The organism is Telluria sp. GW821-FHT07G12, assembly GCF_059418525.1.
Map to the genome: position 1 here is coordinate 251,037 of NZ_JBWKQA010000007.1, position 15,000 is coordinate 266,036.

Sequence of the window (15,000 nt, forward strand, 5' to 3'; positions counted from 1 at the left end):
CTGGCGCACTGGCAGATGCTCAGAATACATAGCCGGTTTCCTGCGCGACCGACACGATGCGGGTGACGTCGTCGCCCTTGATGGTCAGGGTCAGCGCCACGAAGCTGCTGTCGCCGGTGCCGGTATCGGTGGAGGCATAGGGACGGCCGAGGCCGTTGAAATACATGATGGGGGGTGCTGCCGAGTTCAGGCCGAGGGTAGCACCGGACGGCACGCCCTCGCAATTCCAGCTTGCTATGTATGTCCCGCCGCTGGTGCAGAAGGCGCGTGTGGCTGCGTTGCCGCTGTTCGCGCCGGACGGTGCGTCGACGCGTTCGGTGGCGCCACAAGGGTTGTTGGCGGTATAGCACAGCTTCAGGCCCGAGACGCTCGCCTGAACGTAGACCTTGCGATTCTGGGCAATGGCCAGCTTTTGTGCGTAGCGCAGCATGGCCGTGCTCTGGTCTGCAAAAGCTGCGGCGTCAAAGCCGGTACGATTGAAAAAGCGCGCGGCGCCGATGGCGCCGAGAATGCCGATCAGGACCATCACGACGATCAGTTCGACCATCGTGAAGCCTGCCGATCGGCTTGGTGAGAGAAGCCGGCCCGCGTGGCTGGATGCTTGCATGTCAAGACGCATGCCGTCCAGGGACCGTCACACTCTTATTGGCAGGCGGAAACGCTGCCGACAGAATTGATTACGGGTGCAGTTGTCGCAGCCGGATCCAGCGTATAGGTCACGTAGCAATTGACTGCGGTAGCCGTTCCTTCAATACCCTTAGGGATCAGCACGACCTGGTTCGCAGCGACGACCGGCGACGTGGCGGTCGCAGCCGCAGCGGTCGAGAGCGTCGCGTAGTCGTTGCCGTTAATATTTGCAGCGAGCAGAATCGAAGCAGTGGTCGGGTAGCCACCCGAGCTCAGTGCAATGGAGGTGCCTTCCATGGAGACAGAACCTGTCGCGTTCTTGACCAAAGCCTGTGCATGAACCAGCGCCGATGCCGATGCCAGCGAACCACGAGCGGCGGTAATGTTGGCGAAACGCGCATCACCGCTAAGGTTGGCGAACTTCGGCAGAGCCGTTGCAGCCAGGATGCCAAGGATAACGATTACGACGATCAGTTCGATCAGGGTGAAACCGCCCTGTGCCTGGACCTTGAAGCTTTTATTCATTGAATTCTCCGAATTAAGTGAAGTGAGTGCGGAATGGTGCCGCTTGTGGTGATTAACGACCGCCTATCCGCTGACTTGATTCAGGGCCAGGCCTTTGCTACTACTGCGAGCAAATTCTACCTTGAATCTAAGCAATCTTGATGTGCTGAAAGAAAAACTTTGAGCATTTTTAGGCAAATACACAAGGGTTTTGTCGCGTGGGTCAAACACCCATCCTGCTTGGCCGATCTGCTTCTGGTCAGGCGAGTAATATTCGCCCAAATAATTTGCCGGCTTCCATGAGAGCAACTCGATGGGATTGCCGACCGCAAGCTTATTCAGGTCCTGCTCGCGGCCATTCAACACCAGTTGCGCGGCACGCACTTGCAGGGAAATGCGCAGCGCCGCAACGACTTGACGTGCGGCCGTTAGCTCCGCTTGCTCGCGGTAATACTCGAAGCGATTCAAGGCCACCGCACTGACGATGCTGGAAACCAGCACCACAACGGCGAACTCGAGCAACGAAAAGCCACACTGCTGACGTTTTGGGAATCGTGTTTTCATTTGTTGTGCATGGCAGCCTTGCCCAAGTCCCAGATCGGCAGGAAGATACCCAGTGCCAGCACCAATACCATTGCCCCGAGGAAGGTAATCAGGATCGGCTCGATCTGGCTCGACAGCGTTTTCAGTTCGTAGTCAACTTCCCGCTCGTACATCATCGCGATCTCGTCCATCAGGTCGTCGAGAGATCCGGTTTCTTCGCCCACCGCGATCATCTGCAGCACAATGGGCGTAAAGACTTGAGCATTGGTGGCCGTGCGCAGGATGCTTTCGCCGCGCTCGACGCCATCACGCATCTGCTCGATACGCAAGGACAGGTAGGCGTTGTCGGCGGTCTGGGACACCACAGTGAGCGCCTGGACAATCGGCACGCCGCTACGGATCGACAGCGCGAAGCTCCGGGCAAACCGGGCCATGGTGCCTTTGTGAATAATCTTCCCGGCGATTGGCAACCGGAGCTTGTAGCGATCCCAGGCCAGCCTGCCAGCCGTGCTATTCGTCCAACTGCGGAAGCCCAGCACGGCGCCAGTGCCGCCTGCAAGGAAGGCTGGCCACCATGTCACCGTAAACCGCGAGGTGCCGATCAGTATTCGCGTCATCAGCGGCAGCTCGGCATGGAAGCTCTTGAAAACCGTCTCGAACTGAGGAATCACGAACACATTCACGACGATCATCGCCGCCACCATCGCAATGATCACGAAGGTCGGATAGCGCAGCGCCGTCTTCACCCGCTCGCGCATGTCGCGGTCGAATTCGAGGTGATCGAACAGGCGCAGGAACACGTCTTCCAAGCGACCAGTCATCTCGCCCACCCGCACCATCGCCAGGTAGAACGGGTTGAACACGTCCGGGTGGCGGCGCATCGCGTTCGAGAGTTCGCGGCCGGCGTCGAGCGACTCGCGCAGATCGCGAATCACGGCGGCGAAGCTCTTGTTGACCGCCGACTCCTGCAGCCCGGCCAGGCCACGCATGATGGGCACGCCGGATTTCAGCAGGGTGTAGATCTGGCGGCTGAACAGCTGGACGTCGAGCGAGGTTACCTTCTTCGCCGTCAGGCGCGCCCACAAGCCTTCCTTGTCGCCGCCGGCAGTCGTCGACGAGGCCTTGCGCGTGGTCGGGCTGATCTCGAGCGGGGTCACGCCGCCGCCGAACAGCTGGTCGGCAACGGCGCCGCTGTCGACGCCTTCCAGCACGCCGGCCACCAGTTCGCCGCTGCCGTTGCGGCCCTTGTAGGCAAAGAAAGGCACGCTTTAGTCCTCGAGCTGGTTACTGACGCGCATGGCTTCCGCGATCGTCGTCCTGCCCTGCACCGCCAGGCGCACCGCGCTGCGGCGCAGGGTTTCGCCGCGCATCTCGGCGTGGGCCGCCTTCAGGAAGTGGCCCGGGTCCGGGTGGTTGATCGCTTCGTGCACCGCGCGGGTCATCTCCAGCAGCTCGTAGACGCCGGTACGGCCGCGGTAGCCGGTGCCGTTGCAGTGCGAGCATCCGCGGCCATGGAACAGCGGCACGCTCTCGGCGCGGTCGCCGAGTTCCGCGCGCAGCCATGCGCGTTCCGGCGCCGGCGTCGCATGCGGCTGGGTGCAGCTCTCGCAGATCACGCGCACCAGGCGCTGGGCCAGCACGGCCTGCAGCGAGCCGCCCACCATGTAGCGCGGCACGCCCATGTCCATCAGGCGCAGTGGGGTGCTGGCAGCATCGTTGGTGTGCAACGTCGACAAGACCAGGTGGCCCGTCATTGCGGCGCGCAGGCCGATCTGAGCGGTTTCCTGGTCACGCATCTCGCCGACCAGCACGATGTCCGGGTCCTGGCGCAGCGCGCTGCGCAGCACGCGCGCGAAATTCAGTTCGATCTTGTCGTTCACCTGCACCTGGTTGATGCCGGGCAGGCGGTATTCGACCGGGTCCTCGACCGTGATCAGCTTCTTTTCCACCGAATTCAGCTCGGCCAGGGCGCTGTACAGGGTCGTGGTCTTGCCGGAACCCGTGGGCCCGGTCACCAGCACCAGCCCGTTGGGGCGCTGGACGATGGCGCGGAAGCGCTCGACCAGGCGCGGGTGCATGCCGATCGCATCCAGGCGCAAATTCATGCCGACCTGGTTCAGCAGACGCATGACCACCGATTCCCCGTACTGGGTCGGCATGGTCGAGATACGCACGTCGATGCGCTGGTTCTTCACCTTGACGGCAAAGCGGCCGTCCTGCGGCAGGCGCTTTTCCGAGATGTCGAGGTCCGCCATCAGCTTCAGGCGCAGCGCCAGCGGGGTGGCGATCTTGATATCGGCCTCGGTCTGCAGGTGCAGCACACCGTCGATGCGGAAGCGGATCTGCAGGCGGCCGTCCTGCGGCTCGATGTGGATGTCGGAGGCGCGCACCTGGGCGGCATCGTCGAACACCGATTGCAGCAGCTTGACCACCGGCGCTTCTTCGAGGCCGGAGCTTGAGGCAAGCGCGCCGAAGTCGACCGAGGTGCTGTCGCCGAGATCCTGCTCCAGTTCGCGCGCCAGGCCGGTGATCTCGCCGGTGCGGCGGTAGATGCGGTCGATCGCCTGCAGCACCTCGGTCTCGTTGACCACGGCCAGCTCGACGCCCTTCTTCAGCAGGCGCGCGATCTCGTCGTAGGCGAACAGGTCGGTCGGATCGGAGACGCCGACCAGCACGGTCTCGCTGCGGTCTTCCAGCACCAGCGCACGGAAACGGCGCGCCTGGGTCTCGGGCAGCAGCCGGACCACGTCCTGGTTGATGTTGTAGAACTTGAGGTTGATGTAAGGGATGCCGAGCTGGCGCGCCAGTGCGCCGGAGATCTGCTCCTCGGTGACGAAGCCGCTCTCGACGAACACGCGGCCCAGCTTGCGCCCGGTGCGCTTCTGGTCGGCAAGAGCGGTGTTCAGCTGCTCTTCCGACAGCAGCTTCTGTTGCACCAAGATTTCGCCCAGCCTGACTTTTTCTGGCCTCGCCATGACACCCTTTAACGTTTTGTAGGACTAGTCCTTCAATTGTAAAACAGAAAGTCAGAAAATTGACTGGTGGAATTACATTCTGTCGTCCATACGTAACGTCAAGCCGCTTCAGCATGTAAGATGATCAACGTCAAATCGGGGTCAGAGCACTTTTTTTGGCAATTTCCCATGGTCGATTTACTAAAAAAGTGCTCTGACCCCGAATTGAGCCAGGACAAATGGAGACAACATGACAACTTGCCGCCGCCGGATTTTTCTGATGCGCCATGGCAGCGTGACTTATTTCGATGGAGCCGGTAAGCCCTACCTGCCGGAGACCGTGCCGCTTAACGAGGATGGGCGAGCGCAGGCCGATGCGGCCGGGCATGCCTTCGCGGTGGCCGGGGTGCGCTTTGACCGGGTGATTGTGTCGGGCCTGCCGCGTACCGTCGAAACCGCAGCGCGGGTGCTGGCCGTGACCGGACAGGCGATCCCGCAGGAAGTGTGGCCGGAGCTGGAAGAGATCCGTGGCGGCCGGCTGTCGACCATCCCTACCGAGGAGCTCAAGCGCGCCTTCACCGGCGCCTTCGAGGGCCTGGTGCCGGCCGAACAGCGCTTCCTCGGCGGCGAGTCGGTCGGCGAACTGATGGCCCGCGTCCATCCGGCGATCGAACGCCTGCGCGCCGATCCGTCCTGGGACACGGTCCTGCTGGTGCTGCACGGCGGCGTCAACTGCGCGATCCTGTCGCTTGCCCTCACCGGCCAGCGCCTTTTCCTCGGCGGTCTGGCGCAGGCGCCGGGATGCATCAATGCGCTCGACGTCGGCGATGAGGAACGCGACTGGGTGGTGCGCTGCGTGAACCACAGCCCGCCGGACCCGCTGCAGCCTTCGGCGCGCGCGACCACGATGGAGCTGCTGTTCGAGCAGTACCGGAAGTCGCGCTGAAAATAGCACGCTCGTTCGCGCATGAGCTATCATCGTTCAAAACAAGAAGGAGACACCATGTTCGAAGAGATGATGGGCACCAAACCCGTGTCCGAACGCCAGCGCTTCGACGCCGAAGCCCTGGGCGCCTGGCTGCAGCAGCACGTCGACGGCTACCCCGGCGGCGCCCCTGAGGTCGAGCAGTTCAAAGGGGGCCAATCCAACCCGACCTTCAAGATCTCGAGCAGCGGCAAACACTACGTATTGCGGGCCAAGCCCGGCCCCGCCGCCAAGCTGCTCCCCTCCGCCCACGCCATCGACCGCGAATTCCGCGTGATGGACGCCCTGCACAAGGCCGGCTTCCCGGTCGCGCGCCAGTACGCGCTCTGTCTGGACGAATCCGTAATCGGGCGCGCCTTCTTCGTGATGGAATACGTCGAAGGCCGCGTGCTGTGGGACCAGTCGCTGCCCGGGATGACGCGTGAGGAACGCGCCGCCATCTACGACGAGCTGAATCGCGTCATCGCCCAGCTGCACACGGTCGACTATGCGGGCGTCAAGCTGGCCGACTACGGCAAGCCCGGCAACTACTTCGCGCGCCAGATCGAGCGCTGGACCAAGCAGTACCAGGCGTCGCAGACCGAGACCATACCGGCGATGGACCAGCTGATCGAATGGCTGCCGCGGAACATCCCGCCCGGCGACGACACCGCCATCGTGCATGGTGACTACCGCCTCGACAACATGATCTTCCACCCGACCGAACCACGCATCCTGGCGGTACTGGACTGGGAACTGTCGACCCTGGGCCACCCGGCCGCCGATTTCTCCTACCACTGCCTGAGCTGGCATATCCCGCCCGGCAAATTCCGCGGCATCGCCGGCCTCGACCTGCCCGCGCTGGGCATCCCGGGCGCAGACGAGTACATCGCCGCCTATACCCGCCGTACGGGCCGCACCATCCGCCCCGAGGACTTCGATTTTTATCTGGCCTACAACCTGTTCCGCCTGGCCGGCATCATGCAGGGCATCATGAAACGCTATGTTGACGGCACCGCGTCCAGCGCCCAGGCCCTGGAAAACGGCAAGGCCGCCCGCCCGATGGCGGAGATGGCCTGGCAATTCGCCCAGCGCGCTGGCGCCTGAAACGAGGACAAGAATATGAACTTCGATTACTCCGACCGCTGCAAAGAGCTGCAAACCCGCCTGCTCGCCTTCATGGACGAGCATATCTACCCGAACGAGAAGGCTTTCAAAGAGGAAGTCGAGCGCAACGGACAGCAAGGCAATCGCTGGGTCCCCACCGAACTGATTGAAAAACTGAAGCCCCTCGCCCGCCAGCAAGGCCTGTGGAATCTGTTCCTGCCGCGCTCCGAGCGCGCGCCCGAAGGCCTGTCGAATCTCGACTACGCCCCGCTGTGCGAGATCATGGGCCGGGTCGCCTGGGCGCCCGAGGTCTTCAACTGCTCGGCGCCCGACACCGGCAACATGGAGACCCTGGAGCGCTATGCACAAGAAGAACACAAGCGGCAATGGCTGGAGCCTTTATTGAAAGGCGAAATCCGAAGCGCCTTCGCGATGACGGAACCCGATGTCGCTTCCTCCGACGCTACCAACGTCGCCACCCGCATCGAACGCCAGGGCGATGAGTACGTGATCAACGGCCACAAATGGTGGATCTCCGGCGCCGGCGACCCGCGCTGCAAGCTGTTCATCGTGATGGGCAAGACCGATCCCGAAGCCGCCCGCCACAAACAGCAGTCGATGATCCTGGTCCCGAGCGACACGCCTGGCATTACGATTAAGCGCCCGCTGCCGGTGTTCGGCTATGACGACGCGCCGCACGGCCACTGCGAGATCCTGTTCGAGAACGTGCGCGTACCACGCTCGAACATCCTGCTCGGCGAAGGCCGCGGCTTCGAGATCGCCCAGGGCCGCCTGGGCCCGGGCCGCATCCACCACTGCATGCGCGCGATCGGCGTGGCGGAGCGCGCGCTGGAGCTGATGTGCAAGCGCCTCGACAGCCGGGTCGCCTTCGGCCGCAAGATCTCGGAACAGGGCGTCTGGCGCGAGCGCATCGCCGAGAGCCGCATCCGCATCGACACCGCGCGCCTGCTGACCCTCAAGACGGCGTGGCTGATGGACACCGTCGGCAACAAGCAGGCGCAGTCCGAGATCGCGATGATCAAGGTGCTGGCGCCCACCGTCGCCCAGCAGGTGCTGGACTGGGCGATCCAGGCGCATGGCGCGGCTGGCGTTTCGGACGACTTCCCGCTGGCCTACCAGTGGGCCGGCAACCGCACGCTGCGCCTGGCCGACGGGCCGGACGAGGTGCACCGCAACGCGATCGCCAAGCTGGAGCTCGCAAAACATAGCTGAATAGGGCCTGCCTCAAGTAACATGCACCATCGCGGCGCATGGGCTCCGCGATGGTAGCCGGAGCGTGCAGTGCAGCTGTTTCAACGACGTTTTTATCCCTCGATCCGGTCGCGGCTGATCACCCTGGTGCTCGGCTGCGCCCTGCCGATCCTGCTCGGCTATTTCGCGTTCGCGCGCGATGCCGACCGCCGCGAAGCCCAGCACGTGGCGCAGGATGCGCAGATGATCGCGCGGGCCCTGGCGGCGGCCGTCGACCGCGACCTCGACAACGGCGAGACCGCCGCGCGCGCCCTCGCCAGCCAGCCCAGCCTGGCGCAGGATGACCTGGCCGCCTTCTACACCATCGCACGCCAGGTGCTGCGCCCCGAATTCCCCGCCTATGCCTTCGTCCTCAGCGGCGCCGACGGCCGCGACCTGCTCGACACCCGCCATGCCTGGGGCGCCGCCCCGCCGAACAGCGGCAACGAGGCCGACGTGCGGCGCGTGTTCGCGACCGGCGATGCCGTCACCTCCGGCCTGCACCGCGGGAATCCGGCCCAGCCCTGGGTGATCTCGATCGCGGTGCCGGTCTGGCGCGACGGCAAGGTGGCCTATGCCCTCTCCGTCGAGCAGCGCCCGCGCCGCATCACCGAACTGCTGGCCGGCCAGCAGCTGCCCGAGCGCTGGGACGCCCAGGTCTACGACAACCACGGCCGCCTGGTTGCCCGCAGCGGCGAGGCGGCGGCCGGCGATCCGGGGCGTGCCATTGGCGCAGTGATTCCGCCGGAACTGCAGGCGGCGCTGGCGCGCAGTCCGAGCGGCGCGGCGATCCTGCCGCGCCCCGGCGCCGAGGTGTTCAACGCCGCCTATGCCAGCACGCCGGCGCATGACTGGACCGTCACCATCGGCTTTCCGCGCCACGCCCAGCGCGACCTGCTGGGGCGCTCGCCGGGCACGACCCTCGCCGGCATCGGCTTCCTGCTGGCGATCAGCCTGCTGCTGGCCTGGGCCATCGGCGGCTCGATCGCGCGCGACGTCGGCGCCCTGACCGAACCCGCGGCCGACCTGGGACGCGGCCAGCCGCTGCGGATCCCGGAGCTGCGCATCAAGGAAGCGGCCGCGGTGGCGCGCGCGCTGCGCAAGGTCGAGGGCGACCTGCTGCAGTACCGGACCCGCCTCGAAGCACTGGTGGCGGCCCGTACCAACGAACTGCAGCGCTCCAACGCCCTGCTCTCCACCGTGTACGCGACCGCGCCGGTGGGCCTGGCCTTCCTCGACCGCGATCTGCGCGTGGTCATGGTCAACGACTACCTGGCGGCGATCAACGCGATCCCGGCCGCCGGCCACATCGGCCACACCCTGCCCGAGCTGCTGGGCGCGCGCGGCGTGGCGATCGAGGCGCCCTACCGCCGCGTGCTGGCCAACGGCCGGCCGCTGATCGAAGTCGAGGACAGCGGCGATTCGCCGGCCGAACCGGGCGTGATGCGCTACTGGATGTGCAGCTACTATCCGGTTCATGACCAGGATCGCGAGCTGGTCGGCATCAACGCGGTGGTGCTCGACATCACCGAACGCCGCGCCGCGGAAGAGCGCAACCGCGACAACGAAGCCCTGTTCCGCGCCCTGTTCGAGGGCTCGGCCGACGCCCACGTGCTGGCCGCCTACGGCGCCGGCTTCGTCAGCGCGAACCAGGCCGCGGTGGCGCTGTTTGGCTGCGCGGGCATCGACGAACTGCTGCAGCTTTCTCCGGCCAGCGTCTCGCCCGAATACCAGCCTGACGGCCGCCGCTCCGACGAGCTGGCCCAGGAATATATGCGGCGTGCCGTCGACCAGGGCACCTGGCGCTTCGAGTGGATGCACATGCGCCGCGACGGCACCCTGTTCCATGCTGACGTCCTGCTGAACGGGGTCGACATCGGCGGCAAAGGCATCGTACACGGCACCATCCGCGACATCACGACACGCGTACAGACCGACGCCGCCCTGCGCGCGGCCAGCCAGCGCCTCGAACAGAACGAGCGCATGATCCGCACCGTCACCGACAACCTGCCGGCCCTGGTCGGCTACTGGGATGCCGACCTGCGCTGCCAGTTCGCCAACCGTCCCTACATCGAGTGGCTGGGCCGCCCAGCCGCCGAGGTGATCGGCCACACCGCCTGGGAGCTGATGGACGAGACCCAGATGGCCCAGGTCCAGCCCTACCTGGATGGCGTGCTGCGCGGCGAGCCGCAGTTCTTCGAACGCCAGCTGCAGCGCAAGGGCAGCGAGCAGGTGATCCAGGCCTGGGGCAGCTATATCCCGGACTTCGACGCGGACGGCCGGGTGCGCGGCTTCTACATGCTGCACTCCGACGTGACGGAACTGAAACGCACCCAGTCGCGCCTCGAGGACGCCTTGCGCGCGGCCGAAGCGGCCAGCAGCGCCAAGGGCGAGTTCCTGGCCAACATGAGCCACGAGATCCGCACCCCGATGAACGCCATCATCGGCCTGGCGCGCCTGCTCGAGGAAGCGAAGCTGGAGCGGCGCGAGCGGACCTATGTCGCGCGGATGCAGATGGCGGCGCGCTCGCTGCTGTCGATGCTGAACGACGTGCTGGATTACTCGAAGGTCGAGGCCGGTCAGCTGGCGCTCGAACGCACGGCTTTCCGCATCGACGACGTCCTGGCCAGCATCGCGGTGCTGGGCACGGCGGGCGCCTGGCACAAGGGCATCGAGCCGGTGTTCGCGGTCGACCCGGCGGTCCCAAGCCGCCTGGTCGGCGATCCGATGCGCCTGCAGCAGGTGCTGCTCAACCTGGTCGGCAATGCGATCAAGTTCACCGAGCGCGGCGAAGTCGTGCTGTCGATCGACGCCGTCGGCGGCGCCGATGGCCGCGTCGAGCTGGCCTTCGCGGTGCGCGACACCGGCATCGGCATCGCACCCGAGCAGCAGCAGCGCATGTTCGAAGCCTTCTCGCAGGCCGACAGCTCGACCAGCCGCAAGTACGGCGGCACGGGCCTGGGCCTGGCGATCAGCCGCCGCCTGGTGGAACTGATGGGCGGCGACCTGCGCGTGGAGAGCACGCCCGGCGAGGGCACGCGCTTCCGCTTCTCGGCCTGGTTCGGCCTCGATGCCGGCGCCACACCCGCCCTGCCCGCGCCCGGGAACATCAAGAGCGTGCTGGTCGCCGACGACAACACCAGCAGCCGCGAGGCGCTGGCGCGCGCGCTCGAGGGCCGCGGCTGGAGCGTCGACCGCGCGGCCACCGGCGCCGAGGCCTTGTCGCTGCTGCGCGGCGGCGCCTATGACCTGGCCTTCATCGACAGCGCCATGCCGGACCTGGACGGCGCCTCGGTGCTGGCCTTCGCGCGCGCAGACCGTGGCATCGCCATGCCGCGCTGCGCCCTGCTGGCGGCCGACCCGGAACGCGAGCGCATCGACGCCCTGGCGGCCGACCTGCGCGTCGACGCCGTACTGGCCAAGCCGTTCACGCCGGCCACGCTGGAGGAGGCGCTGGCCGAGCTCGAAAACGGCGGCGTGCCCGCCATCCCGCCGCCTGCCGCGCCGCTGGGCGGACGCCTGGCCGGCATGCGCGTGCTGGTGGTCGAAGACAATCTGCTGAACCAGGAGGTCGCGAATTACGTGCTGCTGCACGCCGGCGCCAGCGTCGACTTCGCCGGCAACGGCCAGCTGGCGGTCAGCATGCTGGCCGAGCGCACCAGGCATTACGACGCGGTGCTGATGGACTTGCAGATGCCGGTGATGGACGGCTTCGAAGCCACCGCCGCGATCCGCGCGATGGGCTACGACACCCTGCCCATCCTGGCGATGACGGCCAACGCGATGGAGGAAGACCGCCGCCGCGCGCTGCAGGCCGGGATGGACGGCTACCTGGCCAAGCCGATCGACGTCGACGAACTGGTGAACGCGCTGCGCCGGCTGACGGGCCGCCTCGCGCCCGGGCCGGCCGACACCGACGGCGCGGCGCCGGAGATGCCGCCGGCGCTGCTGCCGGGCATCGACCTGAAGGCCACGCTGCCGCGCTTCGGCGGCAGCTTCGCCGCCTTCTCCGCCGTGTTCAAGCGCTTCGAGAGTTCGCAGGGCGGCGTGGTCAAGGAAGTACGCGCGCTGCTGGCGGCGGGCGACCGGGTCCGGGCTGGCCAAGCCATCCACCGCCTGCGCGGGGTTGCCGCCAACCTCGGCGCCACCGAGGTGGCGGACCAGGCGCTCGACCTGGAACATGCCCTGCGGGGCGAAGACGAGGCCGCGCTGGCGCTGCGCCTGGCGCGCCTGGAGGGGGCGCTGGCGACCGTGCTGGAAGCGGCGCGCAGCCTGCCCGAGGAGTTGCGCGCCGCGGCGCCCGAACCGGGCATTGCCGGGAATGCAATTGAACAACCGCCGCTCCGGGACGCGTTGGCGCATTTACGCGATTTGCTACAAAATAACAACATGAAGGCCATGGCGCAGTTCGACTCGCTGCGCCCCGCCCTTGCGCACCTGGCGCCCGAGGCGGTGCAGCCGCTGGCGGAGGCGGTGGCGACCCTGCGTTTCGACCTTGCCGCGGCGCTGGTCGGCGCACTACTGGACAAGGAGGAGGATGCATGAGCTGGACCGACATGGCCGTCAACGGCCGCATCCTCGTGGTGGACGACGCCATGGAGAACATCCAGATCCTGCATACCGCCCTGCAGGACGAGCATGAGGTGCTGTTCGCGATGGACGGTCCGCGCGCGCTCGAGATCGCCCGCAGCCAGCAGCCTGACCTGATCCTGCTGGATGCCGTCATGCCGGGCATGGACGGCTACGCCGTGTGCAAGGCGCTGTTCGCGGCGCCCGAGACCAGCGACATTCCGGTCATCTTCGTCACCGCTCTCAAGTCGCCCGAGGACGAGACCCGCGCGCTGGGCGCAGGCGCGGCCGACTTCATCAGCAAGCCGGTCAACGCCGCCGTGGTACGTGCGCGGGTGCGGACCCAGCTGACCGTCAAGCGCCAGCGCGACGCCCTGCGCGCCCTGATCCTGACCGACGCGCTGACCGGGGTCGCGAACCGCCGCGCCTTCGACGAGCGCCTGGAAATGGAATGGCGGCGCTGCGGACGCGCGCAGCTGGCGGTGTCGCTGCTGATGGTCGACATCGACCACTTCAAGCTTTACAACGACCATTACGGCCACCCGGCCGGCGACACCACACTGGTGGAAGTGGCACGGGCGATGCGCCGCGCCGCCGCCCGCAGCCAGGACCTGGTGGCCCGTTACGGCGGCGAGGAATTCGCGATCCTGCTGCCCCAGCTCGACGAACAGGGCGCGGTCGGCGTCGCGCGGCGCCTGATGCACGAACTGGAAATGGTGGACCTGCCGCACGCGGCCTCCCCCACCAGCCAGCGGCTGACGGTCAGCATCGGCATCTCCTCGATGGTGCCCGGCGAGCACAGCCTGCCGGCCGACCTGGTGCAGGTGGCGGACGCCCTGCTCTATCAGGCCAAGGCCGGCGGCCGCAATCAGTACCGGGTCAGCACGTCCTAAGCCGGGCGCCTCGAAAACATCCCCATGCCTTCGACGGTGCAGACCGTCTCGCCATGCTGGTTGATGGCCACCCACTTCGACCACACCACGCCGCGGTCGGGCTTCGAATTCGAGGCCTTCACCTGGGTGGTCTGGTAATGCACGTTAAGGGTGTCGCCGGCGCGCACCGGCGCCAGCCAGCGTATGCCGTCCAGCCCCGGCGAGCCCATGCTCGATGATTTCGCCATCAGGCCGTCGACCACCATCCGCATCATCATGCTGCAGGTGTGCCAGCCGCTCGCGATCACGCCGCCGTAGATCGACTTCGCCGCCGCTTCCTTGTCGATGTGGAAGGGCTGCGGGTCGAAAGCGCTTGCAAAGGCGATGATCTCCTCTTCGCTGACGCTGCGGGTGCCGAGGTCGATGTCCTGGCCGGGATGGAAATCCTCGAAATACCATTCAGTCTTCATGCTGCGAGTCCCGTAAACCCCGGCTGCGCCATGAAGCGCGCCAGATGGTGGTCCGAATCGCCCAGCGTCAGCTCGATCGTCGTCAGGCGCTTGAAGTAGTGGGCCGCCGGCAGTTCGTCGGTGACGCCCATGCCGCCGTGCAGCTGGACCGCCTGCTGGCCGACGAAACGCGCGGCCTGGCCGACCCGGTACTTGGCCGCGGACACCGCCTGGCGCCGCTCTGCCGGATTGTCCGAGCGCAGGCGCACCGCCGCCAGCATGGCCATCGAACGGGCCTGCTCGAGGTGGATGTACATGTCGGCCATGCGGTGCTGCAGGGCCTGGAATTTGCCGATCGGGACGCCGAACTGCTGGCGCGTCTTCAGGTAGTCCAGGGTGGCGGCAAACAACGCATCCATTGCGCCCACGGCTTCGGCGCACAGCAGGCCGGCGCCGTAATCGAGGGCCGCTTCCAGCACCGTCCAGCCGGCGCCCGGCTGGCCGATGAGCGCGTCGGCGCCCAGCCTGACGCCGTCGAAACGGATGTCGGCGGCGCGCTGGCCGTCCAGCATGCGGTAGTCGACGATGCGCACGCCCGGCGCATCGGCAGGCACGACGAACAGGCTGATGCCATCCTCGTCGCGCTGGGCGCCGCCGCTGCGGCTGGACACGATCAGCATGCCGGCCTGGGCGCCATGCAGCACCACCTTTTTTTCGCCGTTCAGCAGCCAGCCGTCGCCATCCGCTTCCGCACGGGTGGCGATGTCACGCATGTCGTGGCGCGACTGGCGCTCGCCCAGCGCGCAGGCGAGCTTCAGTTCGCCGCTCGCCACCTGTTCCAGCAGCGCGCCATGGCCGCCGCCCAGTTTCAGAAACTGGGCGCCCAGCACGGTGGCGAAATAGGGTTCGACCACCAGCCCGCGGCCCAGCTCCTGCATCACGACGAACATGTCGACGGCGTCGCCGTCAAAGCCGCCCTGCTCTTCCGGCACCGGCAGCGCGGTCAGGCCCAGCTCCGCCAGCGTGGCCCAGGCCTGGTCCGACGTGCCGGCGCTCGACCCCACGATGGCGCGGCGCGCCTCGAAGCCGTAATCGCGCGCGATCCAGCGCTTGAGGGCGTCCGCCAGCTGCAGCTGCTCTTCCTTGAATTCGAAGTCCAT

The 15,000-nt window shown here is 66.6% G+C and carries 12 protein-coding genes; 5 read left to right on the top strand and 7 right to left on the bottom strand.

Annotation, left to right across the window (positions count from 1 at the left end; genetic code table 11):
- Positions 1-19 precede the first annotated feature (19 nt).
- From AC07PE_RS23425 to AC07PE_RS23445, 5 genes are all read right to left on the bottom strand, one after another.
- The gene (locus AC07PE_RS23425; protein ID WP_498769034.1) at positions 20-607 is read right to left on the bottom strand and encodes a pilus assembly FimT family protein; all 588 of its coding nucleotides are present in this window, start codon (positions 605-607) and stop codon (positions 20-22) included.
- A gap of 35 nt (positions 608-642) precedes the next feature.
- Positions 643-1,152, bottom strand: a complete 510-nt coding sequence (locus tag AC07PE_RS23430) for a type II secretion system protein (protein WP_498769036.1) — start codon at positions 1,150-1,152, stop codon at positions 643-645.
- A gap of 63 nt (positions 1,153-1,215) precedes the next feature.
- A complete protein-coding gene (locus AC07PE_RS23435) occupies positions 1,216-1,695 on the bottom strand; it encodes a prepilin-type N-terminal cleavage/methylation domain-containing protein (RefSeq protein WP_498769038.1) in 480 nt (159 codons plus the stop codon).
- A complete protein-coding gene (locus AC07PE_RS23440; protein WP_498769040.1) occupies positions 1,692-2,939 on the bottom strand; it encodes a type II secretion system F family protein in 1,248 nt (415 codons plus the stop codon). Before AC07PE_RS23440 ends, AC07PE_RS23435 begins: the two co-directional genes overlap by 4 nt.
- Before the next feature lie 3 nt (positions 2,940-2,942).
- On the bottom strand, positions 2,943-4,649 hold the full coding sequence (locus AC07PE_RS23445) for a GspE/PulE family protein (protein ID WP_498769042.1): 1,707 nt from the start codon (positions 4,647-4,649) through the stop codon (positions 2,943-2,945).
- A 229-nt stretch (positions 4,650-4,878) separates the two neighbouring features.
- On the opposite strand from AC07PE_RS23445, the gene AC07PE_RS23450 reads away from it, so the two are divergent.
- The 5 genes from AC07PE_RS23450 to AC07PE_RS23470 all read left to right on the top strand — a co-directional run bounded on the left by AC07PE_RS23450 (position 4,879) and on the right by AC07PE_RS23470 (position 13,412).
- Entirely contained in the window at positions 4,879-5,574 is a 696-nt protein-coding gene (locus AC07PE_RS23450) for a histidine phosphatase family protein (RefSeq protein ID WP_498769044.1), read from the top strand.
- A gap of 57 nt (positions 5,575-5,631) precedes the next feature.
- Entirely contained in the window at positions 5,632-6,699 is a 1,068-nt protein-coding gene (locus AC07PE_RS23455) for a phosphotransferase (RefSeq protein ID WP_498769046.1), read from the top strand.
- Between the two features lie 15 nt (positions 6,700-6,714).
- A complete protein-coding gene (locus tag AC07PE_RS23460; protein WP_498769048.1) occupies positions 6,715-7,932 on the top strand; it encodes an acyl-CoA dehydrogenase family protein in 1,218 nt (405 codons plus the stop codon).
- Positions 7,933-8,001: 69 nt separating this feature from the next.
- Entirely contained in the window at positions 8,002-12,495 is a 4,494-nt protein-coding gene (locus AC07PE_RS23465; RefSeq protein WP_498769050.1) for a response regulator, read from the top strand.
- A complete protein-coding gene (locus AC07PE_RS23470; RefSeq protein ID WP_498769052.1) occupies positions 12,492-13,412 on the top strand; it encodes a diguanylate cyclase in 921 nt (306 codons plus the stop codon). The genes AC07PE_RS23465 and AC07PE_RS23470 overlap by 4 nt, the downstream gene beginning before the upstream one ends.
- Here the strand turns inward: AC07PE_RS23470 and AC07PE_RS23475 are convergent.
- Together AC07PE_RS23475 and AC07PE_RS23480 are read right to left on the bottom strand one after the other, a co-directional pair.
- Positions 13,409-13,861 carry a MaoC family dehydratase gene (locus tag AC07PE_RS23475; RefSeq protein ID WP_498769054.1) on the bottom strand — a complete coding sequence of 151 codons (453 nt, stop codon included), beginning with the start codon at positions 13,859-13,861 and terminating at the stop codon, positions 13,409-13,411. The genes AC07PE_RS23470 and AC07PE_RS23475 overlap by 4 nt on opposite strands.
- Positions 13,858-15,000 carry an acyl-CoA dehydrogenase family protein gene (locus AC07PE_RS23480; protein WP_498769056.1) on the bottom strand — a complete coding sequence of 381 codons (1,143 nt, stop codon included), beginning with the start codon at positions 14,998-15,000 and terminating at the stop codon, positions 13,858-13,860. The genes AC07PE_RS23475 and AC07PE_RS23480 overlap by 4 nt, the downstream gene beginning before the upstream one ends.

Bases quoted from the DNA above. Each gene is read 5' to 3' on its own strand.
- AC07PE_RS23430 (WP_498769036.1), bottom strand. From the start codon at position 1,152: ATGAATAAAAGCTTCAAGGTCCAGGCACAGGGCGGTTTCACCCTGATC.
- AC07PE_RS23450 (WP_498769044.1), top strand. From the start codon at position 4,879: ATGACAACTTGCCGCCGCCGGATTTTTCTGATGCGCCATGGCAGCGTG.
- AC07PE_RS23460 (WP_498769048.1), top strand. From the start codon at position 6,715: ATGAACTTCGATTACTCCGACCGCTGCAAAGAGCTGCAAACCCGCCTG.
- AC07PE_RS23455 (WP_498769046.1), top strand. From the start codon at position 5,632: ATGTTCGAAGAGATGATGGGCACCAAACCCGTGTCCGAACGCCAGCGC.
- AC07PE_RS23445 (WP_498769042.1), bottom strand. From the start codon at position 4,649: ATGGCGAGGCCAGAAAAAGTCAGGCTGGGCGAAATCTTGGTGCAACAG.
- AC07PE_RS23480 (WP_498769056.1), bottom strand. From the start codon at position 15,000: ATGGACTTCGAATTCAAGGAAGAGCAGCTGCAGCTGGCGGACGCCCTC.
- AC07PE_RS23475 (WP_498769054.1), bottom strand. From the start codon at position 13,861: ATGAAGACTGAATGGTATTTCGAGGATTTCCATCCCGGCCAGGACATC.
- AC07PE_RS23435 (WP_498769038.1), bottom strand. From the start codon at position 1,695: ATGAAAACACGATTCCCAAAACGTCAGCAGTGTGGCTTTTCGTTGCTC.
- AC07PE_RS23425 (WP_498769034.1), bottom strand. From the start codon at position 607: ATGCAAGCATCCAGCCACGCGGGCCGGCTTCTCTCACCAAGCCGATCG.
- AC07PE_RS23470 (WP_498769052.1), top strand. From the start codon at position 12,492: ATGAGCTGGACCGACATGGCCGTCAACGGCCGCATCCTCGTGGTGGAC.